Consider the following 25930-nt stretch of genomic DNA (forward strand, 5'->3'; position numbering starts at 1 on the left):
TTCAGCCCACCGGGTCGAACCGGAAGACGACGAGTCTGCCTGCCAGCGCCTCGAATTCGTCGGGCGTGCCCTTGGTGACCATGCCGGAACTCTTCGCGAACTTCACGCCGACGGGCACTTGTACCGGGAACTCGCGCAGCACCGGCCGGGCCTCGTCGACCGTCAACTCGGTGATCTTCACCGGCCGGGACTTGCGTCCCCGCGTCAAGGTGCCGGTGCCGGCCGCACGGGCGTTGAGGGCCCAGTGCGCGCCCGGGTAGCCGGCCACGGCGTACATCGCGCCGTGGACGACGAACGGTGTCATCGGGGTGCTCCGCGGCGTGCCGGTCTTGCGGCCGGGCACGGTGAGCACCATCGCCGGCCCGACGGGGATGCCGAGCTTCCCAACGGCGACAACGACTTTGTTCATCTGCTTGAGGTAGCGCGGTGGTCGCGGATCCGATGTGCGCGGCTCAGACATGGCTGGTCTCCAATCTCGGGGTGAAGGCGGCGCGGTGCTCACCAACCCAGTCGGCGAACGTCTGTGCGGGGCGGCCCAGGATGCGCTCGACCTGGCCGCTCACCGGGGCCGGGGTGTCGACTGTTTCGGCCAGCAGAGCGGTGTAGGCGGTGCCGAATTCAGCGGGGAAGCCGATGGCGACGAACCGCTCGCGGACCTTTTCGACGGGGATTTCCTGATAGTGCAGATCCCGGCCCAGCACCGCACCGACGATGGCCAGCAGCTCGGTGTTGGTGAGCGACTGTGGTCCCGTCAACGGAATCTTGCGGCCGTCCAGGTCGTCGGTCAGCAGGGCGTGCGCAGCAACGGCCGCGATGTCCGACTCGACGATCGGTGCACTGGACGCGGCCGCGTAGGGGCCCGCCACGACGTCGCCGGCCTGCAGTTGGCCTGCCCACATGCCGATGAAGTTGGTGGCGAACAGCGCCGGCCGCAGACTCACCCACGGCAGTCCGGAGTCGACCGCGAGTTCCTCGACCTCCTTGTTGCGGTCGCCCCGCAGGCGCGAGGGCTGCCGGCTGAAGTCTTCGTCGACGTTCATCGCGGACAGCGCCACCAGTTTGGCTCCGGACTCTCTGGCGGCCTCGACCGTCCACGCCAGGTGGGGTCCGAGAGCACGGGAATTGAGAAACACCGCGCTTGCTCCGGCCATGCCGTCACGGACGGACGCGACGGTCTCGACCTCCCGTGGGAGGTGCGGGGACGGATTACGGGTGACGGCACGGACTTTCATGCCTGCGGCGTGCAACTGCTCGACGAGTGGGCGACCGACGTTGCCGGTGGCCCCGGTGATGAGAATGGTCATGAACCAAGGACGGAGTACCCGCCGGGAAAGTTACGGCCCGGCTGTTCGCGTGGTGCGGTAACTTTTTCCCACCCTGCATCGTCACTGACTCATGACTGAAATCACCGGATTCACTGCGGACTGGCGCCACCACCACCCGTATCTGGTCAACCTCGCGTACCAGATGCTGGGTGATGTCGGCGACGCCGAAGACGTTGCGCAGGAAGCGTTTCTGCGGTTGTCCCGCACGCAGCCCGGCGAGATCGAGGACGTCCGCGCGTGGTTGACCACCGTGGCCGGCCGGTTGTGTCTCGACGTGGTGCGGTCGGCACGGGCGCGCCGGGAACAGCCGACCGAGCTGGACGAGATGCCGCCGCGGGCATCGAGTGAGCCGGACCCCGCCGACCGGATCACCCTGGACGACGAGGTGTCGACGGCCTTGTTGCGCGTGCTGCGGCAACTGAGTCCCGGTGAGCGCGTGGCGTTCATCCTGCACGACGTTTTCCAGGTCCCGTTCGAGTCGATCGCCGAGACCGTCGGCCGGCCCGTCGGCACCTGCCGGCAACTGGCCCGTCGGGCCCGGGCCAAGGTGGCGGGCACCGACGTTCGAGCCGACGACGTCGAAGTGACCGAACATCAACTCGTCACCGAGAAGTTCATCACCGCCTGCGCAGGCGGTGACGTGCAGGCACTGGCCGCCGTACTGGACCCGACGGTGTGGGGCGTCGGCACGGTGCTCACCGATCCACCGATCCCGCCGATCGTCAACCACGGGCCGCAGCGCGTCGCCGAGAACCTGATGCTGTACCTCGGACCGGGGACCACCGTGGTCGCCGGTCCGCTCGGCCAGCCGGTCCTGCTGGCGTACGCGCACCGGCAGCTTTTCGCGGTGGTGGTCCTGACGATTCGCGACGGGCTCATCGCCAAGATCGAGGCGACCGCGGATCCGTCGGCCCGATTCGGGGCGTGAATCGTTTCAGGCGCGGTCGTAGGCTGGCGCCATGATCGAAGTGTTGTCAGACATGCCGGCAGGTGTGACCGGCATTCGCGTTTCGGGGCGAGTGAGCGGTGACGATATCCGTGAATTCGAGCCCACCATGGACGATCTGGTCGTCGACGGCGAGATCCGGATCGTCGAGGTCATCGACCCCGACTACGAGGGCTTCGGCCCTGGTGGACTGGCCGCGGATCTGAAGGTCGGGTTCGGTGCGCTGTTCAAACACCATTCGGCGTTCAAACGCATCGCGGTGGTGTCCGACAAGCCGTGGGTGGCGCACACACTGCACGCCGTGGCCTGGATGATCCCCGGCGAGCTGCAGATCTTCGGGCTCGACGAACTCGACCGCGCGAAGGAGTGGGCTGCCGGCTGATCGGCCCGCCGACAAGACAAAGCTGCCCCCTTCGGCGGAAGGGGGCAGATTCGTCTGTTGGGCTCAGTCTTGGAGCGCCTGCTCCTTGGCCCAGCGGTAGTCGGCCTTGCCCGCGGGGCTGCGGACGATGGTCGGCCGGAACACGATGGCCTTTGGCAGCTTGTAGCGCGCAATGGATTCCGCGGCGTGCTTGATGAGTTCGGCGGCGTCAGCCTCGGCACCGTCGGCGAGCGCCACGACCGCGACGACCTCGTTGCCCCAGCGCTCGCTCGGGCGTCCGGCGACGACGACGTCGACCACTGACGGGTGCGAGGCGATGGCGGACTCGACCTCTTCGGCGAAGATCTTCTCGCCCCCGGAGTTGATGGTCACCGAATCGCGGCCGAGCAGCTCGACGGTGCCGCCCTCCAACAGTCGGGCGCGGTCGCCCGGCACCGCGTACCGGATGCCGTCGATCACGGGGAAGGTCTTGGCCGTCTTGGCGGCGTCGCCCTTGTAGCCGAGCGGCACGTGGCCTTCCTGGGCCAGCCAGCCGTTGCCCTCGTGGCCCGGGGCCAGCAGCGCGGTGAAGTCCTCCGAGACGATCCGCGTGGCCGGACCGGCGGTGAACGTACCGCTGGACACGTTGGCCTTGGTCGACACGTGCGACATCTGGGCGCCGGTCTCCGACGACCCCACGCCGTCGATCACCATGGCATTGGGCAGGGCCGCGACCAGACGGCCCTTCACGGCCGGCGTGAACAGTGCGCCGCCGTTGGCGACGACGACCAGCGAGCTGGGGTCGTGACTGCCGGAGGCCAGGGCCTCTTCGATGGCGGTGACGAGCGGCCGGGCCATGGCGTCACCGACCACCGTCGCGATCGCGATCTTCTCGCGCGCGATGGTCTCGACGATCTCCTTGGCGTTGAAGCCCTCGACGTCCTTGGCGAACACGATGGTCTGGCCGTTGTTGATGCCCGTCATCACGCCCCACTGCGCGGCGCCATGCATGAGCGGCGGCAGGATCATCATCCGCATCTCGGCGGCGGCGGATGCGCGGTCGACGATCTCCTGCGCCGACTGGGCGGGCTCGCCCGTCATCGCGTTGCGGCCGCCGAACGAGGCCATGAAGATGTCGTGCTGGCGCCACAACACACCCTTGGGCATGCCGGTGGTGCCACCGGTGTAGAGCACGTACAGGTCGTCGGGCGAGGGCGTCACCGGAGGCGGCGGGACGTCGGCGGTCACGATGGACTCGTAGTCGACGGCGCCCGGCAGCAGCTCGTTGCCGGAGCTGTCGGCGATCTGGATGAGCACCTTGAGGTCCGGCAGGTCCGGCAGCACCTCGGCCAGCGTCGGTGCGAAGGCGGCGTGGTAGATCAGGGCTGACGCGCCCGCGTCGTTGAGCAGGTACTGCAGCTCGGCCTTGACGTAGCGGTAGTTGACGTTGAACGGCGCCACCCGGGCCCGGAACGCGCCGAGCAGGGACTCGACGAACTCGGGGCCGTTGTAGGCGTAGATGCCGACCAGGTCCTGGCCCACTTCGTGGCCGGCGAGCTGGTCACGTTCGGTGTGCACGCCAAGGCCCTGTGCGTGCAGGTAGGCGGCGAGGCGGTTGGCGCGGGCGACGACCTCGGCGTAGGTGAAGCGACGGTCGCCCTGGATGACGAGGGTCCGGTCCGGGATGGCTGCAGCGACGGCGTCGGTGACGTCGGAAACCGTGAACAGCACATTTCTCCTAAGGCTGGTGGGACGAACAGCTGGACATCTGTCCATACACTCATTTAGTACCACGGAGTGAGGATCGTCTCTTTTGGTACCACCCTGTGAGGTGCCGGCAGCGGTATGCGTCCACTGTGCGGGCGGTCGTATAGACGGCGGTCGACGCCGGTGATCAGCAGCAGCGGCTCTGGGGGTTGACCTCGGCAGCGCGGTGCCGGGCCTTCCAGTACTCGCGCTCGGTCAGCGCCGGCTCGCCGGGGTGCGTGCGACGGCGATGTTCCAGGTATCTCGCGTAGTGGTTGTCGCCCATCAATGATGACCAGTACCAACGGGCCTGGCGGGCGAACTCGGTAGCGCGTCCCATTCCTTCTGCACCTCCTTCTCGATGTCGGTGGCGATAAGTCCGCGCGGGGCAAACCGTCGTGACGGCACCGGCTCATCTTCGGTCAGCGGTCGGCCGCCGCCGCGAATGGCCTGCAGGGCAACGATGATGCCCACGAGAACGACGACGACAACCAAGAGGGCGAACACGATGGACAACGTGCCCTGGATGAACGTGTTCCGGATGACGGCGTCGATCTGATCGGGGTTCTTGGCGGACCCGAACGTCGTCTTACCGGCGGCCTTGGCCGCGACATACTGCGAATGCTGTTGCCAGTAACCGATTTTGGGATCGTGGGAGAAGATCTTCTGCCACGACGCGGTGAGGGTGACGAGGGCGTCCCAGAACAGGGGCAGTCCCGGAATCCACGCCCATTTCAGCAGGCCCTTCTTGACCACCACGACGGTGACGACTGTCAGCGCGATGGCCGCGAGCAGCTGGTTGGCGATGCCGAACAACGGGAACAGGGTGTTGATGCCACCGAGCGGATCGGTGACGCCCATCAGCAGGATGCTGCCCCAGCCCGCGACCACGAGCAGGCTGCAGGTCCAGGCGCCGACGCGCCAGCTGGGATCGCGCAGTTTCCGCAGCGGCCCACCGAGATTGCCCAGGGCGTCGGACAACATGAAGCGGGCGACGCGCGTGCCGGCATCGACGGTGGTCAGGATGAACAGCGCCTCGAACATGATCGCGAAGTGGTACCAGAAGGCCTTCATGCTCGCGCCGCCGAACACCTGGTGCAGTACTTCGGACATGCCCAGCGCCAGTGTCGGAGCGCCGCCGGTGCGGGAGACGACCGAGTGCTCACCCACGTCGGTGGCCGCGGCGGTGATCTGCGCCGGGGTGATCGGCGCTCCTGACAGGCCCAGCCCGTTGGCGTAGGTGGCTGCCGTGGCCGCGCTGCTGCCTGTCGCCGCGGCCGGAGAGTTGATCACGAAGTACAGGTGCTGATTGAGGATTGCCGCCGTGATGAGCGCCATGATCGCGACGAACGACTCGGTGAGCATGCCGCCGTAACCGATGAGCCGCGTCTGCCCTTCCTTCTCCAGCAGCTTCGGTGTGGTGCCCGACGAGATCAGCGAATGAAATCCCGACAGCGCGCCGCACGCGATGGTGATGAACAGGAAGGGGAACAGCGCTCCGGCGAACACCGGGCCGTTGGCCCGGGTGGCGAACTGGGACACCGCGGGCGCCGACATGACCGGGTGGGCGATGAGGATGCCGACCGCCAGCAGTGAGATGGTGCCGACCTTCATGAACGTCGACAGGTAGTCACGCGGCGCGAGCAGGAGCCACACGGGCAGCACCGACGCGGCCAGGCCGTAGACGATGATGCACCACGACAATGTCACCTTGGACAGCGTGAACCAGTCTGCACCCCAGGAGGTTTCAGCAACCCAGCCGCCGGAGATCACCGCAAGCAGCAGCAGCGCGACGCCGATCAGCGTCACCTCGGACACCCGGCCGGGCCGCAGGTACCGCAGATACAGCCCCATGAAGATCGCGATCGGAATGGTCATCGCGATGGAGAACACGCCCCACGGGCTTTCCGCCAGCGCGTTGACCACCACGAGCGCCAGCACCGCCAGCAGGATCACCATGATCACCAGCACCGCGACGATCGCGGCCACGCCGCCGATGGGGCCGAGTTCGTCGCGTGCCATCTGGCCGAGGGACCGCCCACGCCGCCGCGTCGAGATGACCAGCACCAGGTAGTCCTGCACACACCCGGCCACGACAGCGCCGACGATGATCCAGATGGTGCCCGGCAGATAACCCATCTGCATGGCCAGCACCGGTCCGACGAGCGGGCCGGCGCCGGCGATGGCGGCGAAGTGATGGCCGAACAGGACCCGACGGTCTGTCGGCATGTAGTCGGTGTCGTTCTCCAGGAGCTCGGCCGGAGTGGCGTGATCGTCGCGGGGTTTGACGATCTTCATCTCGATCAGCCGTGCGTAGAACCGGTAGCCGATGACGTAGGTACAGATCGCCGCGATGACGAACCACACCGCGTTGACCGTCTCGCCGCGGGCGAAGGCGATCACGGCCCACGCCACGGCGGCGAGCAGCGCGATGACGCCGAAGATCACCCGATGGCGAGTGGTGATGGGCGAGCGGTCGATGATCGCGACCGGCGGCAGGTCCGGATCGGTACGCACATAGGTGACGTCACCGACGGACTCGTCGGGGTGCGCGGTGGCTGGTGACATGCCCCACATCCTGTCACCGGCCGCTCCAAAAAGCCGGGTAACACTCAGCGTTCGTACAGCGACCGGACGGTATCGACGGTATCCGCGTCGTCCGCGCGCTTGTCTTCCCGGTAGCGCAGCACCCGGGCGAAGCGCAGCGCCATCCCGCCGGGATAACGGCTCGAGCCCTGCACGCCGTCGAACGCGATCTCCACCACCTGCTCGGGCCGCAGCTTCACCACATAGCCGTCCAGCGGGCCGTCGGCCAGTTCGGTGAACCGTGCGGTCTGCCAGTCCAGCATCGCGTCGGTCATGCCCTTGAAAGTCTTGCCCAGCATCACGTATCCGCCGGTCGCCGGGTCGCGGGCGCCGAGGTGGATGTTCGACAGCTTGCCCGTGCGCCGCCCGGAACCCCACTCGACCGCAAGCACCACCAGATCCAGGGTGTGTACCGGCTTGACCTTGAGCCAGCCGGCGCCGCGCCGGCCGGCCTCGTACGGCGACGCCGGGTGCTTGGCCATCACGCCTTCGTGACCGGCGGCCAGCGTCTGGTCGAGGAACTGTTGGGCGACAACCGAATCGGCGGTGACACAGCGGCGTACCCGGAGCGGTTCGGGCACCACCTCGTCCAGTGCCTCCCGGCGCTGGGCGGCCGGCAGGTCCAGCAGGTCGGTGCCGTCGCGGTGCAGGATGTCAAAGAAGAACACCGAAAGCGGTTGCGCCCCATCATCGGAGCGCTTGCCGATGCGGGAGGAGGTCACCTGGAACCGGTGCGGCCGCCCGTCGGGGCGCAGGGCCAGGGCCTCCGCGTCGGCGATGAGGTCGGTGACGGGCAGCGCCAGAACGGCGTCCACCACGTCGGGCACCCGGGCGGTGATGTCGTCCAGGCTGCGGGTGAAGACCGACACCTCGGTGCCGGCCCGATGGATCTGCAGCCGCACCCCGTCCAACTTGGTCTCGAATATCGCTGCGCCACCGAGTTTTTCGAGGGCATCACCGACATCCATGGCCGTCTGGGCGAGCATGGGGCTGACCGGCCTGCCGACGGTGAGAGTGAAGCGCCGCAAGCCGTCGGCGCCGTCGGCCATTGCGGCCGCCGCCACCGTGGCGAGGTCTCCGCTGAGCATGGCGGCGCGGCGCACGTCGGCAGCCGGGAGTCTGGCGGCCTTCGCCACCGCGTCGGCCATCACCCCGGCCAGCGCGCCCTGGCGCAGCCCACCGCTGAGCAGCCCACGCAGAAACGCCTGCTCGCCTTCTGTGGCCGCCCCGAACAGGGTGTGAAGCAGCGCGGTGCGGGCGGCGGCCGAGCCCCGGCCGGCGACGGCCTTGATGGCCGAGAAGGTGGCGTGGACTTCCGTGACGGTCAGGGCCGGGTCGTCGGCCGGCGACGGCAGCGAGCGCAGGGCTGCCCAGCCGACTCCGATCTGCCGTTGCGGCAGCTCACCGGACAACCAGTCGACGACGATGGCGACGGTCGCCGGCTCGTCGGCGGCGGCACCGAGCAGGCTCGCGATCCGTGCGATCTTCGCCGTCCGGGCAGCTGCGGCACCGACCTCGGCTGAGGCCGTGGCGACGTCGGTGAGGAGCACGAGTTCAGCTTGGCACGGGGGTCCGACACAGCGCGGTCAGGCGACGGTGAAGGACACCGAGTGCCAGCCCGTCGCGCCGTCGGGCACGGCCCCGGCGACCTCGGAGGTCTGGACCGCGCCGGTGTTGTCGGTGGCGCGGACGGTGATGGTGTGGTGTCCGGGCTGGTCTGCCTGCCAGGTGTAGCTCCACAACCGCCAGGTGTCGTTCGAGTAGGCGGCGCCCAGCGTGGCCGGCTGCCATGGGCCGTCGTCGATGCGGACCTCGACCGAGCGGACGCCGCGGTGCTGCGCCCAGGCGACGCCGCCGAAGGTCGCCGTACCCATCGGCACGCCGGAGCCGGCGCGGGGCACGTCGATGCGCGACTCGGTCTTGATGGGGCCATGGGCTGACCAACCCAGCCTGGTCCAATAGGCCTGGGCCCGATCGAATCTGGTGAGTTCGAGGTCGACGAGCCATTTGGTCGCCGAGACGTAGCCGTACAAGCCGGGCACCACCAGCCGCGCCGGGTAACCGTGTTCGGTGGGTAGCGGCTCGCCGTTCATGGCGACGGCGAGCAGCGCGTCGCGGTTGTCGGTCAGCGCCTCGACCGGGGTGCCCGCGGTGAAACCGTCGATGGACTTGGACAGCACCATGTCGGCATCGGAGTGGACGCCGGCGCGCGCCAGCAGGTCGCGCACCCGGTAGCCCGTCCAGGTGGCGTTCGATATCAGGTTGCCGCCCACCGGGTTTGACACGCACGTGAGGGTCACCACCTTGTCGATCGCCTCGAACTGCGACAGTTCGTCGAAGCGGAAGGTGACCTCGCGATCGACCATCCCGTGAATCCGCAGCCGCCAGTCCTGCCGTTGCACCTGCGGAACGGACAGTGCCGTGTCGATGCGGTAGAAGTCGGCGTTCGGGGTGATGAACGGCGCCAGGTCCACGCCGGCGGGTTGCACGTCCGGCGGGATCGGCGGGCCGGGGACCTTGGGGGCCGGCGGAATGTAGGCCTTGCGGTCGCCCGCGGCCGACGACGCCGCACGGCCCACGATGGTCCCGATCACGCCGGCCAGGGTCCCGGCGGCCAGGAAACCCAGCGCCGCCAGCGACTGCCGTCGGCCGGGATCGGTGGCCGCATCGGTGTCCGGGCGCGGCTCAGGGGCACTGAAGCGTCCCGACACCAGCAGCCGCAGCACCGCGATGCCGGCCGCCGCGCCGACGAGCGACGGGACGACGTCGACGGGGCGGGCACCGGCGCGGGACAGCACCGCGGCGCTGCCCAGCACGCCGGCCAGCCCGAGGGCGATGCTGCCGATCTTCCGATCTTCGAATTGTGCTGCGGCCATGGCGATCACGGCGATGGCCACGAGCACCGCTACGGTGAGGAACAGTTTGTCGTTGGTGCCGAAGGTCTGGATGGCCCACTCTTTGAGTGGGCCCGGCGTCAGGTCGATGACCACCGATCCGACTGCGGTGCGGGAATCGGCGTGCGGCCCAAGCGGAATCGCCAGGAGCGCGGCCACACCGAGCGCGACGGCGGCGGCCGCCAGACCGGCGAGCGATCGGTGCGGGTCCAGTCGAAGTGCCACACCGCCACAGTACGACGCACCGGGAGAGCGGGCCCCGAATGAAAACGGATCGTAAGAAATTGCTGTCCGCCGCGCTGATGTCGGGCCAGAATCGGTGCATCATGCAGCCGACTCTGACCGATCGTGACCGAGACATCGTCCAGAACTGGATCCGAGCGGAGGGGCTGGGTGAGCACGTCACCGACGTCGAGCCGCTGACCGGCGGTACCCAGAACATCGTGGTGCGGTTGCACATCGACGGCCGGCCGGTCGTGCTGCGCCGTCCTCCGCTGCATCCGCGGCCGACGAGTGACAAGACCATGCAGCGTGAGATCGCCGTGCTGCGGACCGTGGCCGGCACGTCGGTGCCACATCCCGCGTTCATCGCCGGCTGCGAGGACCCGTCGGTGCTCGGTGTCGTCTTCTATCTGATGGCCGAGGTCGACGGCTTCAACCCCGGCGAGGAGTTGTCGCCTGCTTACGCCGCCGATGCGAATCTGCGGCACGACGTCGGGCTGTCGTACGCGGCGAGCCTCGCGCAGCTCGGCAACGTCGCGTGGGAGGGCAGCCCACTTGCGGCCATCCGCAAGCCGGGATCGTTTGTGGCACGCCAGGTTCCACAGTTCGTCGGACTGCTGCAGAGCTATCGGCACGACCACTACGACCCCGAATCGCTGGACGGGGTCGCGCAACTGGCGACCTGGTTGACCGACAACCGGCCACCCGACGGCGAGCCCGGCATCATGCACGGCGACTGCCATCTGAACAACGTCATGCTGCGGCCCGACCGGCCGGAGCTGGCGGCGTTCGTCGACTGGGAGATGTGCACCGTCGGCGACCCGCTGCTGGACCTGGGCTGGATGCTGGTGTGCTGGCCGACCGCGCCCAATGCCATCGTCGTCGGGGCCGCGCTGGCCGAGGCCGGCGGCCTGGCGGGGCGGGATGAACTGCTCGATGCCTACCTCGCTGCGGGCGGCCGGCCCACCGAGCACCTCGACTGGTACATCGCGATGGCCTGCTTCAAGCTGGGCATCGTCATCGAGGGCACCTGGTCGCGGTTCCTGGCGGGTTTAGCCGACCGGGAGGCGGGGGAGAAGCTGCACGCCTCGGCGACCGAGCTGATCCACCTGGGGGTCCGGGTTGCCAAGGGCGACAACCCGTTCGCCTACCGGTAGGCGTCGTAGCCCAGTTTGACCGCCAGTGCCAGACCGGCCACCGCAATGGCCAGCCGCAATGGGGTCGCGGGTGCGTGGCGGACCACGATCGGACCGAGCCGGGCGCCGACCAAGCAACCCAGGCCGAGCGGCCACACGGCAATCCAGTGCACCGGCGCCAGCGCGATGAAGCCAATGCCGGCAACACCGTTGGCCGCGCCGAGGACGACGTTCTTGGCGGCGTTGGCATGCGCGAGCGATTCACTGCCGCCGTGCAGGAACAGCGCCAGCAGCATCACGCCGGCGGCGGCGCCGAAATATCCGCCGTACAAACAGATCGCGAAGATGGCGACGGAGATCAGCACCGAACGCCAGCGGCCGGGCTCGTCGTCCGCGCCGCGGCGCTGCGGTATCGCGATGGTGAGGCTCGACAGCGCCAGCAGGATCGGCACCACGTCTTCGAAACCCTCTGCGGGAAGGGACAGCAGTAGCGCGGCGCCGGCCGCGCCGCCGAGGATCGCCATCGGCAGGACCCGGCGCAGCCAGCGGCCCATCCCCTCGAGTTCGGGGAGCGAACCCCACACCGATCCGATGGTGTTGAACGTCAGCGCGACGGTGTTGGTGACGTTGGCCGCCACCGGCGGCAGCCCCGCCATCAGCAGCGCCGGGTACGTCGCGACGGACGCCAGGCCCGCGATGCTTCCGGTCAGGCCGCCTGCGACACCGGCGGCGAGCAGAAGTAATGCGTGCTGCCAGCTCATCGCGGCAAACCCTACAACCTGGCGATTTGTGCACGAAAATCCGCGCCGACCGCGGAAAATCGTGCACGAAACACGGAAGTAACTGTCGTCCGATAGAAACGTCTGCATGTCCTCCGCTGTGTCTGGTGTCGATGCCGCCGTGGCCGCGATCCACGCGGCGGACGGCGAGGACGCGCTGCGGACCGGAATCGAGCAGGGTCTGCAGGCGGCGCGGGCGGCGGCGCGAGCGTCAACCCCGGCCGTCGACGTCGCGGCAGCCTGGTCTCAGGTGCTCCGGTCGGCGGTCGCCGCGGCTGTGCGCGTGACGCCCGGCCCGTCCTGGTCGTGGTTCGTGTCCGGCAGTGTGGCGCGCGGTGAGGCGGTGGCCGGGTCCGATGTCGAGACCCTGGTCGTGCTGCCCGAGGATGCCGCGCGGGACGAGGCACTCGAGGCCGCGGCCGCGGTGCACGCCGTTCTGGAGAGGTGCGGGGTGCGTGCCGACGCCAACGGGGTGCTGGCCAGCCGGCCGCGGTTCTGCCGGACGACGAGTGCCTGGTCCGACGGCATCGCGCACTGGACGTCCGACCCGCGCGAGGACCGTGGCGTGGTGATGACGGGCGTGCTGGCCGATTCCCGCGGCGTCCATCCGGCTGACGACGGGGTGGCCGAGGACCTCTTACGCGCGCAGGTGGTCCGCGCGGCCGTCGGCAACTACCCGGCCCGCCAGTATCTGCTGCAGGACGCCACCACGTTGCGGGCCACGTTTCCGTCCCGGCTGCGCATGCTGGCCAACCAGGCCGACACCGTCGACCTCAAGCTGGCGGCCATCGATCCGCTGGTGAAGATGGCGCGGTGGGCGGGCGTGTCCGCGGGGTCCACCGACCTGTCGACGCTGGCTCGGCTCCAGGCTGCCGGTGCGGCGAATGTGCTTGACGCTGATGATGTTTCGACACTGCTGGACTGCTTCGCCGCCTTGGTGAGATTCCGGTGGACGTCTCGCGCAGGTGGCGATCAGGTGGTGCTGTCGGAGCTTCCGCCGCAGGAGCGGGCCATGCTGCGCAGCGTCGCCCGCGAGGTGGCCGGCATCAGCCGCAAGCTGACGTACCTCGCCTCGACGTCGGCGTTCCGCTGATGGAGACGACCCTGATGGCCCACCACGCGGTGCAGCAGACCCTGGCCGCCCAGCGCATCGAGGGCTGGGAGCCCCAGCCCGCCCACATCGTCGAGTTGGGTGCACTGGCTGCCGGCGCAAGGGAATTCGACGATTACCTGGCACGGTGTCGTGCGCAGTATCCGCCCACGCCGGAACGGCGCCGCCGGTTCTTCCGGCGCCGGGCGCCGTACCTGATCCCCGGAACATCGGTGCTGCGCAACAACTTCGGCATTCAGCACGGACCGGACCTGGCGGCAGTGGAATTTCAGGTGACGGCGGGCCGAATGGTGCTGTGGCACTGCCGGCAATCCGCGGCGGAGACGGAGATCGACGTCCGAGCCATGCACCGCGAGCTGTTCGGCGACGTGTACGAGTGGGCGGGGGAGTTGCGCACCGTCGACATCCGCCGCGGTGACTCGGCGTTCACCTGGCAGGTCGACATTGCTGCCGGGTTGGCCGAAATCGAGCTTGCGGCAACGGCATTGGCGGACGTCGGGGGCGCGTTCGGCAACCCGAGACTGGCTTGGGAACTGTCCCGGATCTACGCCCGGTACAACCAGATTCACCCGTTCCGGGAAGGCAACGGACGCACCGGGATGCTGCTGCTGCACGCGCTCGCCGGCCGGTGCGGGCGGCAACTGGACTTCACCGGTGTCAGCCGTGCCGCCTGGTATGCCGCGGCGCGGGACAGCATGCCGCTGCACCGCGACGGCCGCCTCAGCCACCGGCCGTTCCTGTGGTTGCTCAACCCGGCGGTGAAATCGTCTTGACCCGAGGCGCAGTCGCGGACTAACCTCGGCGACCATGCTTCACATGCTCGTAGTAGCCAGTACCCACAGCGGGGTCTGATCCTGACCGACCCCTCGCTGTGGGTCGGACGCTACTACCTGTCGGTCACTCCTTTCGAGCAGAAAAGACCGACGCATGTTCACCTCCACCGCCATTTCCACCACGTCGCGTTTCGCGGATCTGTTTGACCGCCCGGTGCCCCGTGACCTGCGCGAACACGCCGAAACCATGTGTCACGACACCTTCGTCGACCACTACGGCCACCAAGGTGGTCCGATTCGCCTGGGCAGTTGGGGCACCGCGGGCGACGACGACCGTCGCCGCGCCATCACCGCCCCGCGCCGGTACCGCGCCAGCATCGCCGTCGGCGACCGCATCGCGACTTCGACGGCTGCTGCGACCGGCCCCGTCGCGGCCCTGACCGCGATGCTGCACGAGCGCGGCATGGCGGTCGAGATGATCAAGTTCCATCAACTGCCCGCGGTCGGCGGCGGCATCGCGACCTTCATCCACGGCAGCGACGGCGTCCGCGCGGAGTGGGCCATGGGCTGGGCTCGCGACCCGGTGCAGTCGGCCCTGCGGGCGATGATCGCGTGCGCCAACCGGCTGCACGCGTAGTCCTGGACCGCCGTTTCGGCGAATCAGCGCAAGGGCCGCAACACGATCGGCATGCCGTCGACCGGCACGGCCATGCCGCCGTAGTCGTACCAGGGCTCGTAGCCGGGGTGGGTCAGCTCCAAGCGGTACTGACGCAGCAGCCGGTGCATCACGGTCTTGATCTCCAGCTGCCCGAAGACCATGCCGATGCACTTGTGTGCGCCACCGCCGAACGGGGCGAAGGCGTAGCGATGCGCCTTGTGCTCGCTGCGCGGCTCGGCGAACCGTTCGGGGTCGAACCGCATGGGGTCGGTCCACAGCTCGGACAGGCGGTGGTTCATGCCGGGCCACGTGACGACGTCGGTTCCCGCCGGGATGTAGTAGCCGAGCAGTTCGGTGTCCCGGACGGCACGGCGGAAGTTGAAGCCCAGCGGCGTCTGCAACCGCAGCGACTCGTTGATCACCAGGTCATAGGTTTCCAGCTTCTCCAGTGACTCGATGTCGAGCGGCGCGTCACCGATGCGCTCGGATTCCTCGCGGAGTTTGTCCTGCCACTGCGGATTGGCCGCCAGGTGGTAGGCCATGGTCGTCAGCGTCGAGGTCGTGGTGTCGTGCGCGGCCATCATCAGGAAGATCATGTGCGCGACGATCTGGTCGTCGGTGAACGTCTGACCGTCTTCGTCCTGCGCATGACACAGCACGCTGAACATGTCGGTGCCCTCTGAGCGGCGCTTCTCGGCGATGGAGCTCGAGAAGTAGTCCTCGAGCGTCTTGCGGGCCTGCACGCCGCGCCACCAGGCGAAGGGGCGCACCGGCTTCCGGATGATGGCGTTGCCGGCCCGGGTCGTGGTGGTGAAGGCCTGATTGATGGTGGTGACGAGCTTGTGGTCGGTCCCCGCGGGGTGTCCCATGAACACCTCGGACGCGATGTCGAGCGTCAGCTCCTTGACCGCCGGATGGAACAGGAAGCGTGGATCGTTGGCCACCCAGTCGTTGGCCAGCACCTTGGTCGCCACGGAATCGATGTGGGACACGTAGCCCGTCAGCCGCGAGCGGGTGAACGCCTCCTGCATGATCCGGCGGTGGAACATGTGCTCGTCGAAATCGAGCAGCATGAGGCCGCCCTCGAAGAACGGCCCGATCACCGGATCCCAGGCGCGCTGCGAGAAGTCCTTGTTGCGGTTGGAGAACACGGCCTGCGTCGCGTCCGGTCCCAGTGCCATCACGGCCGGCAGCGCCGGTGTCTGCGCGTAGTACAGCGGCCCGTGCTTGCGGTAGAGCGACAAGACGTAATCGGGGCCGCCCCGGAACACCTCGATCAGGTGGCCGATGACCGGCAGTCCCGAGTCGCCCATGATCGGCTTGAGGCCGCTGCCGGCGGGCGGCTCGGCGAGGGCGAACTGCTCCCACTCGGTGGCCAGGAGACGCTGTTCGATGATCCCCATCCCCGGCACCGTGACCGGCGTCGGCTTGAGTCGCCGCATGGCCTGGTCGAGGAGGTAGTTCGGGGTGCTGATGGTCGCCATGTACCGCTCCTGAATGCGATGTTTGTGGTGAAAGTCACCACCTATCGCCATCTTGGCTGCCATACTTGACGCGTGTCAAGTTTTGATTTGGTGTGTCGGCGATGACATCGTGAGCGCCATGAGTGCTGAAGTCGAGACGGCCGAAAAGGGCCGCAGTCGCGGCGACAAGCAACGCGACGCCATCGTCGCGGCGGTCCGTGAGCTGCTCGAGGAGCGGCCGTTCGCCGACCTGTCCGTCAGCGCCATCAGTGCCCGGGCCGGCGTGGCGCGGTCGGGTTTCTACTTCTACTTCGACTCCAAGTACTCCGTGCTGGCCCGGATCGTGTCCGAGGCCATGGAGGAGCTCGACGAGCTCACCCACAACTTCGCACCGCGCGAGCCGGACGAGACGCCGGCGTCCTTCGCCAAGCGGATGGTCGGCAGCGCGGCCGCTGTCTACGCCAGCAACGACCCGATCATGGCGGCGTGCACCGCCGCGCAGAACACCGACGCAGAGATTCGCGACCTGATGGCCGATTTCGAGGACGGCGTGATCGCCAAGATCGTCGGCCTTGTCGAGCAGGATGCCGGTAGGCGCCCGATTTCCGACGACCTGCCGGCGCTGGTCCGCACGCTGGTGTCGACGACGGCCTACACGCTGTCGCGCGACAGCGCGTTCATCGGTCGCGACGGAGACCCGCAGCGCGCCGTCGAGATCGTCGAGCGGCTGTGGCTCAGCGCGTTATGGGGCGGCGCAGACCTGCCTGTGTAGGGTCGGGCCATGACGCGGTGGAGCGGCTACGCAGGTAAGCGGTGTTTCGTGACGGGGGCGGCCAGCGGCATCGGCCGGGCGACGGTGCTCAAGCTGACCCAGCAGGGCGCGGTGTTGTATCTGACCGACCGTGATGCCACCGGGCTGGAGCAGACCGTCGCCGACGCCCGGGCGCTCGGCGGCGAGGTGGCCGAATACCGGGCGCTCGACATCTCCGACTTCGACGCGGTCGCGACTTTCGCCGCGGACATCCACAGCCGGCATGAGGCCATGGACGTGGTGCTCAACATCGCCGGAATCTCGGCGTGGGGCACCGTCAGCACCCTGACGCATCAGCACTGGCGCTCGATGGTCGACGTCAACCTGATGGGACCCATCCACGTCATCGAGACCATGGTCCCGCCCATGGTGGCCGCCGGCCGCGGCGGGCGCCTGGCCAATGTCTCGTCGGCCGCCGGCATCGTCGCACTGCCGTGGCACGCCGCGTACAGCGCCAGCAAGTACGGCCTGCGCGGGGTCAGCGAGGTGCTGCGCTTCGACTTGGCCCGGCACCGCATCGGGGTGTCGGTCGTCGTGCCCGGCGCGGTGAAAACGCCTCTGGTGCAGACGGTTCAGATCGCCGGTGTGGATCGCGACGATCCGCAGGTGCAGCGCTGGGTGGCCCGGTTCGCCGGACACGCGGTGTCGCCGGAGCAGGCCGCGGACAAGCTCCTCGCGGGAGTGGCCAGGAACAAGTTCATGATCTACACGTCGCAGGACATCCGGGCGCTGTACCTGTTCAAGCGGCTGGCGTGGTGGCCCTACAGTGTGGCGATGCGCCAGGTGAACGTGTTGTTCACGCGCGCCCTGCGGCCCAAGCGGGCTGAGTCCCGAACCCTCTGAGCTTCAGCGCTTTCCCCAGTCCCATGGCGGCGCGCTGAGCATGGTCTGGCCGTCGATCTGGGTTTCGCCCCACTGTTTGACCAGTTCGACTTCGCTTGCGTCGCAGGCGGTCAGTCGCTCGCGCAACCGTGCCGAGTGGGTGACGACGACGACCTGCGTCTTGCGTGCGGCGGCGGCGATCATGTCCGCCAGCGGGCCTACCAGGTCAGGGTGCAGGGACGTCTCCGGCTCGTTGAGCACCATCAGCTGAGGCGGCTGCGGCGACAGCAGGGCGGCGCCCCAGAGCAGGAATCGCAATGTGCCGTCGGATAATTCGGCCGAGTGCAGCGGACGGAGCATGCCGCGTTGGTGCAGCTGCAGTTCGAACAGTCCACCGTCGGCACTGACCGAGATCTCGGCGCCGTCGAACGCGTCGCTGATGGCGCGCGGCAGATCGTCGAACCCGGCTTCGAGGATGGTCTGCACGGCCGCGGCCAGGTCGTTGCCGTCGTTGCTCAGCACCGGGGTCCGGGTGCCGACCTGGCGGCGGCGGGCCGGCGCATCCCGGTCCACCCGGAAGCCGTCGTAGAAGCGCCAGTCGCGCAACCGATCCCGAACGGCGGCCAGCTCGGGCAGCGCCTCGGGATTCGCGTACTCCGCGAGGACGCTGCGGTAGCTGGGCAGGGCGCGCGTCAGTTCGTCGAAGCCGCGCCCCGAATCGGAGGCCACTTCGGCATAGGTCCGGGTGCGACGGACCAGGGCGCTGCTGGGCCGGGGAGAGGGCCCGGCGAAGACGGTCTCGCGTTTGATCTCGGGGTCCTGCCCGAACATCGAATTGTGGCCCGGGTCCTGCGGCAGTCCGAGGTCGATGAAATAGCCGAAATCGGTTGCGGCGAAGCCAAGTTCGAGCGAAACCGGCCGGGTCCGGCTGGTGCCCTCGGTGGTGCCGGTCCGGCGCGCGCCACTGGTGTTCTCCGGGCCGGCCCACAGCACCGACTGCAACCCGCCCTCGCGGGCCAGCGACCCGATGACCTCGCCGCGTCCGCAGTCGGCCAGCAGCCCCAGCGCCCGGTACACCGACGACTTGCCGGTGCCGTTGGCACCGGTCACCACGGTCAGTTCCGACAGCGGCAGGACGATCTCGCGCAGCGACCGGTAGCCCCGGATGGCGATGGTGGTCAGCACTACCGTGGCATCTCCAGTTCCAGCCGGACGCCGAGCAGCCGCACCGGCCGGTCCAATTCGAAGTCGTGCAGCAGGTCGAGGGCGGTGGCGGTGATGGCCTCCAGGTCGGTACCGGCCACCGGCAATTTACGAATCTTGGTGCGGGTGAAGAACGTTTTGGTGCGCAGGGTCACGGCGACTCGGGTGACGACGCGGCCCTGCTCGACGATCTCGTCCAATGTCTGCCGCGCCAGATCACTGACCGCGGCGTCCATCTCCGCGGTATCGGTGAGGTCCTCCGGAAATGTCACCACGTGACTGCGCGAGCGCGGCACCCACGGTTCCGCGGTCACGGTGCTGTCGCCGCCGCCCTTGGCGAGCAACAGAATCCACAGCCCGGTGGTCGGGCCGAAGGTCGACGTGAGCAACTCGGCATCGGTGCGGGCCAGCTGTGCCACGGTGGTGATGTCCAGCTCGGCAAGCTTTTTCGCGGTCTTGGGACCCACACCCCAGAGCGCATCGACCGGGCGGTCGCCCATGACCGTCATCCAGTTCTCGGCGGTGAGCGCGAAAACCCCGGCCGGCTTGCCGAATCCGGTGGCGACCTTGGCGCGCTGCTTGTTGTCGCTGATCCCGACGCTGCACGACAGCCCGGTCTCGGCGGCGATCACCGTGCGGATCTTCTCCGCCAGTTCGAACGGATCAGCCACGGCCGCAACGACATACGCCTCGTCCCAGCCCCACACCTCCACCGGATGGCCGAGGTCGCGCAGCAGGCCCATCACCTGTTCGGAGGCTTCGTCGTAGGCGGGCGCATCCGACGGCAGGAAGACGGCCTCCGGACATCTACGGGCCGCGGTGCGCAGCGGCATCCCGGCGTGGACGCCGAACTCCCGTGCCTCGTACGACGCACAGGTGACCACCTTGCGGGGTTCGGTGGGGTCGCCGCTGCCGCCGACGATCACCGGCCGGCCGACCAGTTCAGGGTGACGGCGCAGTTCGACGGAAGCCAGGAACTGGTCGAGGTCGACGTGCAGCACCCATGTCATGTCAGGTACCGCCGTGACATCAAGTACCGCATAGCTTGCGCGCCAGGCTTTCCCACGCATCGCCCTGTGCCTGCAGGCTGTGGCCGAGATCGTCGTGCAGGTGGCTGACGTAATCGGGTTCGAGCAGCGCCAGCAGGGCGTTGGTCTGCGCGTCCAGGTCTCCGGTGGTGCCGGCGGACTGCAGCAGCATCCGGACATGCGTGCGGTGCACAGCGGCAGCGGCGCCGAAGCGGCTCTGCGGGTCGCGCAACGCGTCCGACAGTAGGGCGCGGTGTTGCCAGACGAACTGGAGCCGGTCGCGGCTGTAGGCGAGGAGTCGTTCCAGCGGTGGTGCGCCGGGACCCAGTGGAGGCGGCCCGAACATCAGGGCGTTCTGCTCGACCTGTTCGTCCGCGTCGAGCAGAACGAGCATCAGGCCGGAGCGGCTGCCGAACCGGCGGAACAAGGTGCCCTTGCCGACACCGGCCTCGGCGGCGATGTCGTCCATGGTGACGGCGTCGGCGCCGCGCTGGGCGATGAGGCGGCGGGCCGCGTCGAGAAGCAGGAGCCGGTTGCGCGCCGCATCGCCGCGCTCGACCGGCGCAGCCGGACTCATCGGCAGACCCGCCATGGGCAGGTTCGTGGGCCGCAGTTGCGCCACCCCGTCGCTCATGAAAAAACTTTAACTCAGGCGGAATGAATCGGACCGTGGTCCGGTTGACTCGTGCGAGGATCGGTTCGCCGGAACCGGCCACAGACACAAGCTAGGGGAAAGAAAATGGCAGATACCAAGGTCCTGGTCCTGGTCGGCAGCCTGCGCGCGGCCTCGCTCAACCGGCAACTCGCCGAGGTGGCGGTCGAAGCGGCGCCCGAGGGCGTGACGGTACGAGTGGCGGACGGGCTGGGCGAGCTGCCCTTCTACAACGAAGACCTGGACAACGACTCGGTTGCCGAGGCGGTCGTGGCGCTGCGCCAGATCGCCGGCGATGCCGACGCCATCCTCGCGGTGACCCCCGAGTACAACGGCACCATCCCCGCCGTCCTGAAGAACGCGATCGACTGGCTGTCGCGCCCGTACGGCGCCGGTGCCGTCTCCGGCAAGCCGCTGGCCGTCATCGGTACCGCGCTCGGCCAGTACGGCGGCGTGTGGGCGCATGACGAGACCCGCAAGTCGTTCGGCATCGCCGGCGCCGATGTCGTGGACGTCAAGCTGTCCCTGCCGGCCTCGGCGTTCGACGGCAAGCACCCGCGTGAGGCTGCCGAGGTGGTCGAGGGAGTGCGTGGCGTGATCGCCAAGCTGGCGGCCGAAGTCGGCTGATCAGAACTGGGCCAAGCGTCAGGGCCGTCGTCATCCGGGAACGGATGGCGACGGCCCTGACGCTGTGTGACTGCTGCGTGCAGACCCCGCTTTGGGGACAAAAGCCCTGACAACGAACTACGGTTTGGGGGTGGCCGGGAAAACAGGCAGCTAACGTGGCCGGTGGCGAGGACCGCAACGATGACGCGTTGACCCAGGCGATGGCCGGCATCGGCACGCGACTGGACACTCGCCTCAGTGACATCACGCGTTCGGTCACGGATCAGCTGGTGTCCGATATCGCCGAGCTGCGCGGCGAGGAACAACTGCAGCAGATCCTGGGCGATTCGGTCGCCGCGAACATCGACGCGTTCTTCGCCGCAGCACGGCACGGCATCTCGATCGACCTCCTGCATGCCCCGGCGGCCGCGATCGAACACGCGCGCCGGCTGGCGCAGCGGGACATCTCGGCCAATGCGCTGGTCCGGTCGTACCGGCTCGGCCACCAGGCGGTACTGAAGGCGGTGCTGGACGAGGTCCGGGCCGCGGACCTCGATCCGCGACTGGCGCTGGACGTCTTCGACGTGCTGTCGACCATCTCGTTCAACTACATCGACCGGATCTCCCAGGAAGTGGTCGAGGTCTACCAGCAGGCTCGGGAGAGCTGGCTGGAGAACCGAAACAGCGTGCGCATCACCGAGATTCGCGAGCTGCTCTCCGGCGGTGACGTCGACATCGACGCCGCCACGGTGGCGATCCGGTACCCGCTGCAGCGCACCCACCTCGCGGTGGTGCTGTGGTGCGACGACTCCGAAGACCGGCTGGCCGAGATGGAGCGGCTGGTCCAGCAGTTCGCCGCCTCGATCGGTGCGGTGGATTCGCCGCTGTTTGTCTCCGTGGACCGGGCCACGGCCTGGGCCTGGGTCGCGGTGCCTGCGGCCGTCATGGGTGAGGCGGTCACGTGGCTGGGCAGCCTGGTGCCGGCCGACGGACCCTATGTGGCCGTCGGCACCCCGCAGTCCGGCGTCGCCGGGTTCCGGCTGTCCTACCGGCAGGCCGAGGACGCCCGCATCGTGGCGATGGCGTCGGGTCCGCAGCGGCGCCGGTTCACCGCGTTCAGCCACCGCGGTATCGCCCTCGCGGCGCTGCTGGGCTCCAATGTCGATGCGCTGTCGGCGTGGGCCACGGAAGTGCTTGGCCCGCTGGCCTGTTCGACTGACAGCGACCAACGCCTCCGGGAGACCCTGCAGGCCTTCTTGAAAGCGGGCGGCAGCAACAAGGCCGCGGCCGAGGAACTGCATCTGCACACGAATTCGGTGAAGTACCGCGTGCAGCGGGCCATCGAGCGCCGGGGCCGGCCCATCGAGGACGACCGGCTGGACGTGGAGGTCGCGCTCCTGCTGTGCGGTCTGTTCGGTGACCGGCTGCTGGACCAGGCAGACGACGGCTGCGGGTGATGGCGTCCGCGGCGGCTGCGTGTAACCCCCTTCGCTATCTATCTCGTGAAGTGGCCTCGGGGTGTGCCGGGCCGCACCGATGAGACGGGGCCCATGTGTCTGCACAGCGTGACCCTGTGCACCGACCCCCGCTGCGCGTGGTCTCGTCGGATTCCCGGTATCCCGACTGGGAGTCCGTCTACCAGGACAATGCGACGTGGGTGTACCGCACGATCTACGCGCGGGTCGGCAACCAGGCCGACGCCGAGGATCTCACCGCCGAGGTGTTCCTGGCCGCACTACGGCCGCTGCGGCTGACGGCCAGTGCCGCCGAGGTGCGGTCCTATCTGCGGAGCACGGCACGAACCGTGCTCGCCGCGCACTGGCGCGAGACGATGGGGCGGGAGATCACGGTGATCGACCTCGATATCGAGGCGCCACCAGAAGCCGAACAGTCCATCAGCACCGCGCCGGACCGGGTCGCCGCGGTGTTGGATGCCCTGCCGGACAACTATCGCCGCATACTGGAGCTGCGATTTCTCCAGACCAAGTCGATCAAGGAGTCCGCAGCGGAGCTCGGTGTCAGCGTCGCCAACGCAAAGGTGTTGCAGCATCGGGCATTACGGCTGGCGGCACAGATCAACGAGAAGGGCGAGCCATGAACGCGCGGGGGTGGCGTCGGTACCTCGACGATCTGCTGCGCGGGCGCAAGCCGTCCGGATTCAAGCCTGACGACTTCGAGGCGGCGCAGATGCGTACCGCGATCGACCTGCAGGCGGCCCGGCCCGGCGCCGATGAGCCGCGGCCGGAATTCCTCACCGACCTGCAGAGCCGACTCGCGGCACAGTTCGACGGCGACGACGCGCCGCCGCCCAGCCGGCTGCGCGCCAACCGTCGTCAGGTGATCGTCGGGACGTCGGCTGCCGCCAGCGCCGCGGTCGCCGCGGTGGCGGTCGACCGGGCGTTGATGAGCGGCCGCACTGAGCCGGCGAAGCAGGACACCGCCGGCCAGGAACTGGTTCCGGCCGCGGGCAGCTGGCAGAAGGTGGCCGACAGCTCCGACGTGTCCGAGGGGGCGGTGCATCCGTTCGACCTGGGCTCGGTCGTCGGCTTCGTGCGCAGGGTCGACGGGAACGTGCAAGGCATCTCGGGCGTGTGCACGCACCAGGGCTGCCGGCTCTGGTTCGACGGACCGGACGACCGGCTCCGGTGCCCGTGCCACTCCACGTCGTTCGCCACGGACGGTCATGTCCTGACCCACCAGTTGCCGATCGCGCCAAAACCCTTGCCGAAGTTCGATGTTCGCGAGGTGGGCGGCGTCATCGAGGTGTTTGCGCCGGTTCCGCCGAGCCGGCCGGTCTGAGGCGTGTAACCCGCCGCCGTATCTGTTGGTGAGGGTGCGCAGGCGCACCCGTACCCGACGACTACGGAGGTTCCCGTCGTGTCGCGACGAACCCTGGTGGCGCTCTGCGGCGCCGCCCTGCTCCTGGCCGCATGCACTTCGACAGCGCCGCAAAGCACCACTGCAACACAGGTTTTCAGCCCGGGTGTCACCCCCGGTATGGCCGGCTCTGGTAGCGGACCCGCAACGGGCCCGATGGGTTCGATGACCATGGCCCCGCCCGAATCCGGCCATCCGGCCCCGGCTCCGGCCGGACCCAACGCGGTCGACATCGACAATTTCGCCTTCGCCCCGGCAGAGCTGACCGTGCCGGCCGGAACGACGGTCACCTGGACCAACCACGACGAAGACCCGCACAACGTCGTCGCCGAAGGTGGTCAGTTCCGTTCTCCCACAATGGGTTCCGGGGCAACTTTCAGCTACGCCTTCACCACGCCCGGCACCTTCACCTACGTCTGCGGGATTCATCCCTTCATGCACGGGACGGTGGTGGTCCGATGACCGGCGACTCGAACGGCGACCCGCAGCAGATGAACCGTCGCCAATTGCTCCGGCACACCGCGTGGTTCGGCGCTGCCGTCGGCTTGTCGGTGGTCGGCGGGGAGGTGCTGTCGCACGTCGCGGGCAGCTCATCCGAGCCGGCGGCGCAGCCGACCCTGCGTTTCGCGCAGGTCAGTGACAGCCACATCGGCTTCACCGGCGCCGCCAACACCGACGTCGCCGGCTCGTTCACCCACGCCATCGACACCATCAACAACCTCGGCTACACCCCGGATTTCGTCATCCACACGGGCGACCTGACGCATCTGGCCACCCCGGAGCAGTTCGATCAGGTGCGGCAGATGATGACCGGACTGCGCACCCCGCACGTGTTCACCGTTCCGGGCGAACATGATTCGGCCGACGACGCCGGCGCCAAGTACCGCCAGGCCTTCGGCGCGGGCACCCGCGGCGACGGTTGGTACAGCTTCGACATCGCCGGCGTACACGTCATTGCGCTCGTGAACACCCTGAACCTGAAGAAGCTCGGCCATCTCGGTGTCGACCAACTCGAATTCGTGGAGAAGGACGTCGCGCCGCTGTCGAGCGACACCCCGATCGTGGTGTTCAGCCACATCCCGCTGTTCGCGATGTATCCCGATTGGGGCTGGGGGACCGACGACTCCGCCCAGGCCCTGAGCTACCTCAAGCGATTCGCGTCGGTGACGTGCCTCAACGGCCATGTGCACCAGGTGTTTTCCAAGACCGAGGGCAACATCACCTTCCATAGCGGGACCACCACCGCCTATCCGTTACCGCATCCCGGCGACGGTCCGGCGCCGAAGCCGTTGACGCTGCCGGCCGGCAAGCTGCACGACGCGCTCGGTATCCGTGAGGTCAGCTACCAGACCGGGCAGCACACCCTCGCCCTCAAGGAACGGACCCTGCTGTGACTCTCGTCTACCGTCTGGTGATCGCCGCGGCCATGGTGGCCAGTGGCCTGCTGCATGCGTACCTCTACGTCCACGGGTACGGCCACATCCCGTCGATCGGCACCGGCTTCCTCGTGCAGGCGTCGGTGTTCTGCGCCGTCGGGGTGTTGTTGGCGGTGGGTGCGCCGCGGTGGTTTGCGTGGGTGTCGGGGCTGCTGTCGGCGGGGGCTCTGGCGGCGTTCGGACTGTCGCGCACGGTGGGGTTGTGGGGATTCGTGGAGACGGGCTGGGAGCCGGTACCGTATGCAGTCCTCAGCGTGGTCGCCGAAGCGGTGGCCGTACTGGCGGCGGGGTGTGGGCAGTGCGCACCGCGCGGGGGTGATGGTCGCATCTGTCACGTCCGTCACGCGTGTACCACAGCTGTGGGGTCCGGCACGCCGGAATCGGCGTAGCTGCCGACTTCTGTCGGGCGGTGCCCGGCGCGTCGCGGACGGCGCGTCGCCGCAACTTGAGTTCCTAATCGGAGTCAAGTTCTCAGACGGGTTCTTGTGGCAAGTC

The 25930-nt window shown here is 68.4% G+C and carries 27 protein-coding genes; 15 read left to right on the forward strand and 12 right to left on the reverse strand.

What is annotated here, in order from left to right:
• Position 1: 1 nt before the first annotated feature.
• Positions 2-460: a nitroreductase/quinone reductase family protein gene (locus EB75_RS25410; RefSeq protein WP_073698027.1), complete on the reverse strand. Its 459-nt coding sequence runs from the start codon at positions 458-460 to the stop codon at positions 2-4.
• Positions 453-1304, reverse strand: coding sequence for an NmrA family NAD(P)-binding protein (locus EB75_RS25415; protein WP_073698028.1), 852 nt, complete (start codon positions 1302-1304; stop codon positions 453-455). Before EB75_RS25415 ends, EB75_RS25410 begins: the two co-directional genes overlap by 8 nt.
• 91 nt (positions 1305-1395) lie before the next feature.
• On the opposite strand from EB75_RS25415, the gene sigI reads away from it, so the two are divergent.
• A complete protein-coding gene (sigI, locus tag EB75_RS25420) occupies positions 1396-2253 on the forward strand; it encodes an RNA polymerase sigma factor SigI (RefSeq protein WP_073698029.1) in 858 nt (285 codons plus the stop codon).
• Between the two features lie 31 nt (positions 2254-2284).
• The gene (locus EB75_RS25425; protein ID WP_073698030.1) at positions 2285-2653 is read left to right on the forward strand and encodes a SpoIIAA family protein; all 369 of its coding nucleotides are present in this window, start codon (positions 2285-2287) and stop codon (positions 2651-2653) included.
• Between the two features lie 63 nt (positions 2654-2716).
• Here the strand turns inward: EB75_RS25425 and EB75_RS25430 are convergent, their stop codons facing one another.
• From EB75_RS25430 to EB75_RS25450, 5 genes are all read right to left on the reverse strand, one after another.
• On the reverse strand, positions 2717-4408 hold the full coding sequence (locus EB75_RS25430) for an acyl-CoA synthetase (RefSeq protein ID WP_073698031.1): 1692 nt from the start codon (positions 4406-4408) through the stop codon (positions 2717-2719).
• Between the two features lie 118 nt (positions 4409-4526).
• Positions 4527-4718, reverse strand: a complete 192-nt coding sequence (locus EB75_RS25435; RefSeq protein WP_073698032.1) for a YbdD/YjiX family protein — start codon at positions 4716-4718, stop codon at positions 4527-4529.
• Positions 4664-6946 carry a carbon starvation CstA family protein gene (locus EB75_RS25440; RefSeq protein WP_073698049.1) on the reverse strand — a complete coding sequence of 761 codons (2283 nt, stop codon included), beginning with the start codon at positions 6944-6946 and terminating at the stop codon, positions 4664-4666. The genes EB75_RS25435 and EB75_RS25440 overlap by 55 nt, the downstream gene beginning before the upstream one ends.
• 44 nt (positions 6947-6990) lie before the next feature.
• Positions 6991-8514, reverse strand: coding sequence for an ATP-dependent DNA ligase (locus EB75_RS25445; protein WP_073698033.1), 1524 nt, complete (start codon positions 8512-8514; stop codon positions 6991-6993).
• 36 nt (positions 8515-8550) lie between these two features.
• A complete protein-coding gene (locus EB75_RS25450) occupies positions 8551-10083 on the reverse strand; it encodes a molybdopterin-dependent oxidoreductase (protein ID WP_073698034.1) in 1533 nt (510 codons plus the stop codon).
• Positions 10084-10184: 101 nt separating this feature from the next.
• On the opposite strand from EB75_RS25450, the gene EB75_RS25455 reads away from it, so the two are divergent.
• Positions 10185-11237: a phosphotransferase family protein gene (locus EB75_RS25455; protein WP_168176122.1), complete on the forward strand. Its 1053-nt coding sequence runs from the start codon at positions 10185-10187 to the stop codon at positions 11235-11237.
• Here the strand turns inward: EB75_RS25455 and EB75_RS25460 are convergent.
• Complete coding sequence (locus EB75_RS25460) at positions 11228-11977, reverse strand: sulfite exporter TauE/SafE family protein (protein WP_073698035.1); 750 nt, start codon at positions 11975-11977, stop codon at positions 11228-11230. The genes EB75_RS25455 and EB75_RS25460 overlap by 10 nt on opposite strands.
• Positions 11978-12083: 106 nt before the next feature.
• Here EB75_RS25460 and EB75_RS25465 point away from each other — a divergent pair, with 106 nt between their 5' ends.
• The 3 genes from EB75_RS25465 (at position 12084) to EB75_RS25475 (ending at position 14516) form a co-directional block, all read left to right on the forward strand.
• Positions 12084-13088 carry a putative nucleotidyltransferase substrate binding domain-containing protein gene (locus EB75_RS25465; protein ID WP_073698036.1) on the forward strand — a complete coding sequence of 335 codons (1005 nt, stop codon included), beginning with the start codon at positions 12084-12086 and terminating at the stop codon, positions 13086-13088.
• Entirely contained in the window at positions 13088-13879 is a 792-nt protein-coding gene (locus tag EB75_RS25470; protein ID WP_142239821.1) for a Fic family protein, read from the forward strand. Before EB75_RS25465 ends, EB75_RS25470 begins: the two co-directional genes overlap by 1 nt.
• A gap of 154 nt (positions 13880-14033) precedes the next feature.
• A complete protein-coding gene (locus EB75_RS25475; protein ID WP_073698037.1) occupies positions 14034-14516 on the forward strand; it encodes a 2-isopropylmalate synthase in 483 nt (160 codons plus the stop codon).
• Between the two features lie 23 nt (positions 14517-14539).
• Here EB75_RS25475 and EB75_RS25480 read toward each other — a convergent pair whose 3' ends face one another.
• Positions 14540-16021 carry a cytochrome P450 gene (locus EB75_RS25480; protein ID WP_073698052.1) on the reverse strand — a complete coding sequence of 494 codons (1482 nt, stop codon included), beginning with the start codon at positions 16019-16021 and terminating at the stop codon, positions 14540-14542.
• Between the two features lie 118 nt (positions 16022-16139).
• Between EB75_RS25480 and EB75_RS25485 the strand changes: the two genes are divergently transcribed.
• Both EB75_RS25485 and EB75_RS25490 read left to right on the forward strand, forming a co-directional pair.
• Positions 16140-16772: a TetR/AcrR family transcriptional regulator gene (locus EB75_RS25485; protein ID WP_073698038.1), complete on the forward strand. Its 633-nt coding sequence runs from the start codon at positions 16140-16142 to the stop codon at positions 16770-16772.
• A 9-nt stretch (positions 16773-16781) separates the two neighbouring features.
• On the forward strand, positions 16782-17654 hold the full coding sequence (locus EB75_RS25490) for an SDR family oxidoreductase (RefSeq protein ID WP_073698039.1): 873 nt from the start codon (positions 16782-16784) through the stop codon (positions 17652-17654).
• Positions 17655-17657: 3 nt separating this feature from the next.
• On the opposite strand, the gene EB75_RS25495 is transcribed toward EB75_RS25490, so the two are convergent.
• The 3 genes from EB75_RS25495 to EB75_RS25505 are packed head-to-tail and all read right to left on the reverse strand — an operon-like array spanning position 17658 to position 20456.
• Positions 17658-18818 (reverse strand): AAA family ATPase, encoded by a 1161-nt coding sequence (locus EB75_RS25495; RefSeq protein WP_073698040.1) that lies wholly within the window; start codon positions 18816-18818, stop codon positions 17658-17660.
• Entirely contained in the window at positions 18818-19846 is a 1029-nt protein-coding gene (locus EB75_RS25500; protein WP_073698041.1) for a DNA polymerase IV, read from the reverse strand. The genes EB75_RS25495 and EB75_RS25500 overlap by 1 nt, the downstream gene beginning before the upstream one ends.
• Positions 19847-19865: 19 nt before the next feature.
• Positions 19866-20456 (reverse strand): TetR/AcrR family transcriptional regulator, encoded by a 591-nt coding sequence (locus tag EB75_RS25505; RefSeq protein WP_073698053.1) that lies wholly within the window; start codon positions 20454-20456, stop codon positions 19866-19868.
• A gap of 147 nt (positions 20457-20603) precedes the next feature.
• On the opposite strand from EB75_RS25505, the gene EB75_RS25510 reads away from it, so the two are divergent.
• From EB75_RS25510 to EB75_RS25540, 7 genes are all read left to right on the forward strand, one after another.
• A complete protein-coding gene (locus EB75_RS25510; protein ID WP_073698042.1) occupies positions 20604-21143 on the forward strand; it encodes an NADPH-dependent FMN reductase in 540 nt (179 codons plus the stop codon).
• Positions 21144-21298: 155 nt separating this feature from the next.
• Complete coding sequence (locus EB75_RS25515; protein WP_083612562.1) at positions 21299-22579, forward strand: PucR family transcriptional regulator; 1281 nt, start codon at positions 21299-21301, stop codon at positions 22577-22579.
• 95 nt (positions 22580-22674) lie between these two features.
• On the forward strand, positions 22675-23220 hold the full coding sequence (locus EB75_RS25520) for an RNA polymerase sigma factor (protein WP_073698043.1): 546 nt from the start codon (positions 22675-22677) through the stop codon (positions 23218-23220).
• A complete protein-coding gene (locus tag EB75_RS25525; protein ID WP_073698044.1) occupies positions 23217-23921 on the forward strand; it encodes a Rieske (2Fe-2S) protein in 705 nt (234 codons plus the stop codon). Before EB75_RS25520 ends, EB75_RS25525 begins: the two co-directional genes overlap by 4 nt.
• Before the next feature lie 234 nt (positions 23922-24155).
• On the forward strand, positions 24156-24461 hold the full coding sequence (locus EB75_RS25530) for a cupredoxin domain-containing protein (RefSeq protein ID WP_073698045.1): 306 nt from the start codon (positions 24156-24158) through the stop codon (positions 24459-24461).
• Entirely contained in the window at positions 24458-25393 is a 936-nt protein-coding gene (locus EB75_RS25535; RefSeq protein WP_073698046.1) for a metallophosphoesterase family protein, read from the forward strand. The genes EB75_RS25530 and EB75_RS25535 overlap by 4 nt, the downstream gene beginning before the upstream one ends.
• Entirely contained in the window at positions 25390-25824 is a 435-nt protein-coding gene (locus EB75_RS25540) for a hypothetical protein (RefSeq protein ID WP_286150319.1), read from the forward strand. The genes EB75_RS25535 and EB75_RS25540 overlap by 4 nt, the downstream gene beginning before the upstream one ends.
• The last annotated feature ends 106 nt before the right edge of the window (positions 25825-25930 follow it).

Origin of the sequence: Mycobacterium sp. ST-F2 (assembly GCF_001905655.1) — a bacterium.
In the GTDB taxonomy this organism is placed as follows: Bacteria; Actinomycetota; Actinomycetes; order Mycobacteriales; family Mycobacteriaceae; genus Mycobacterium.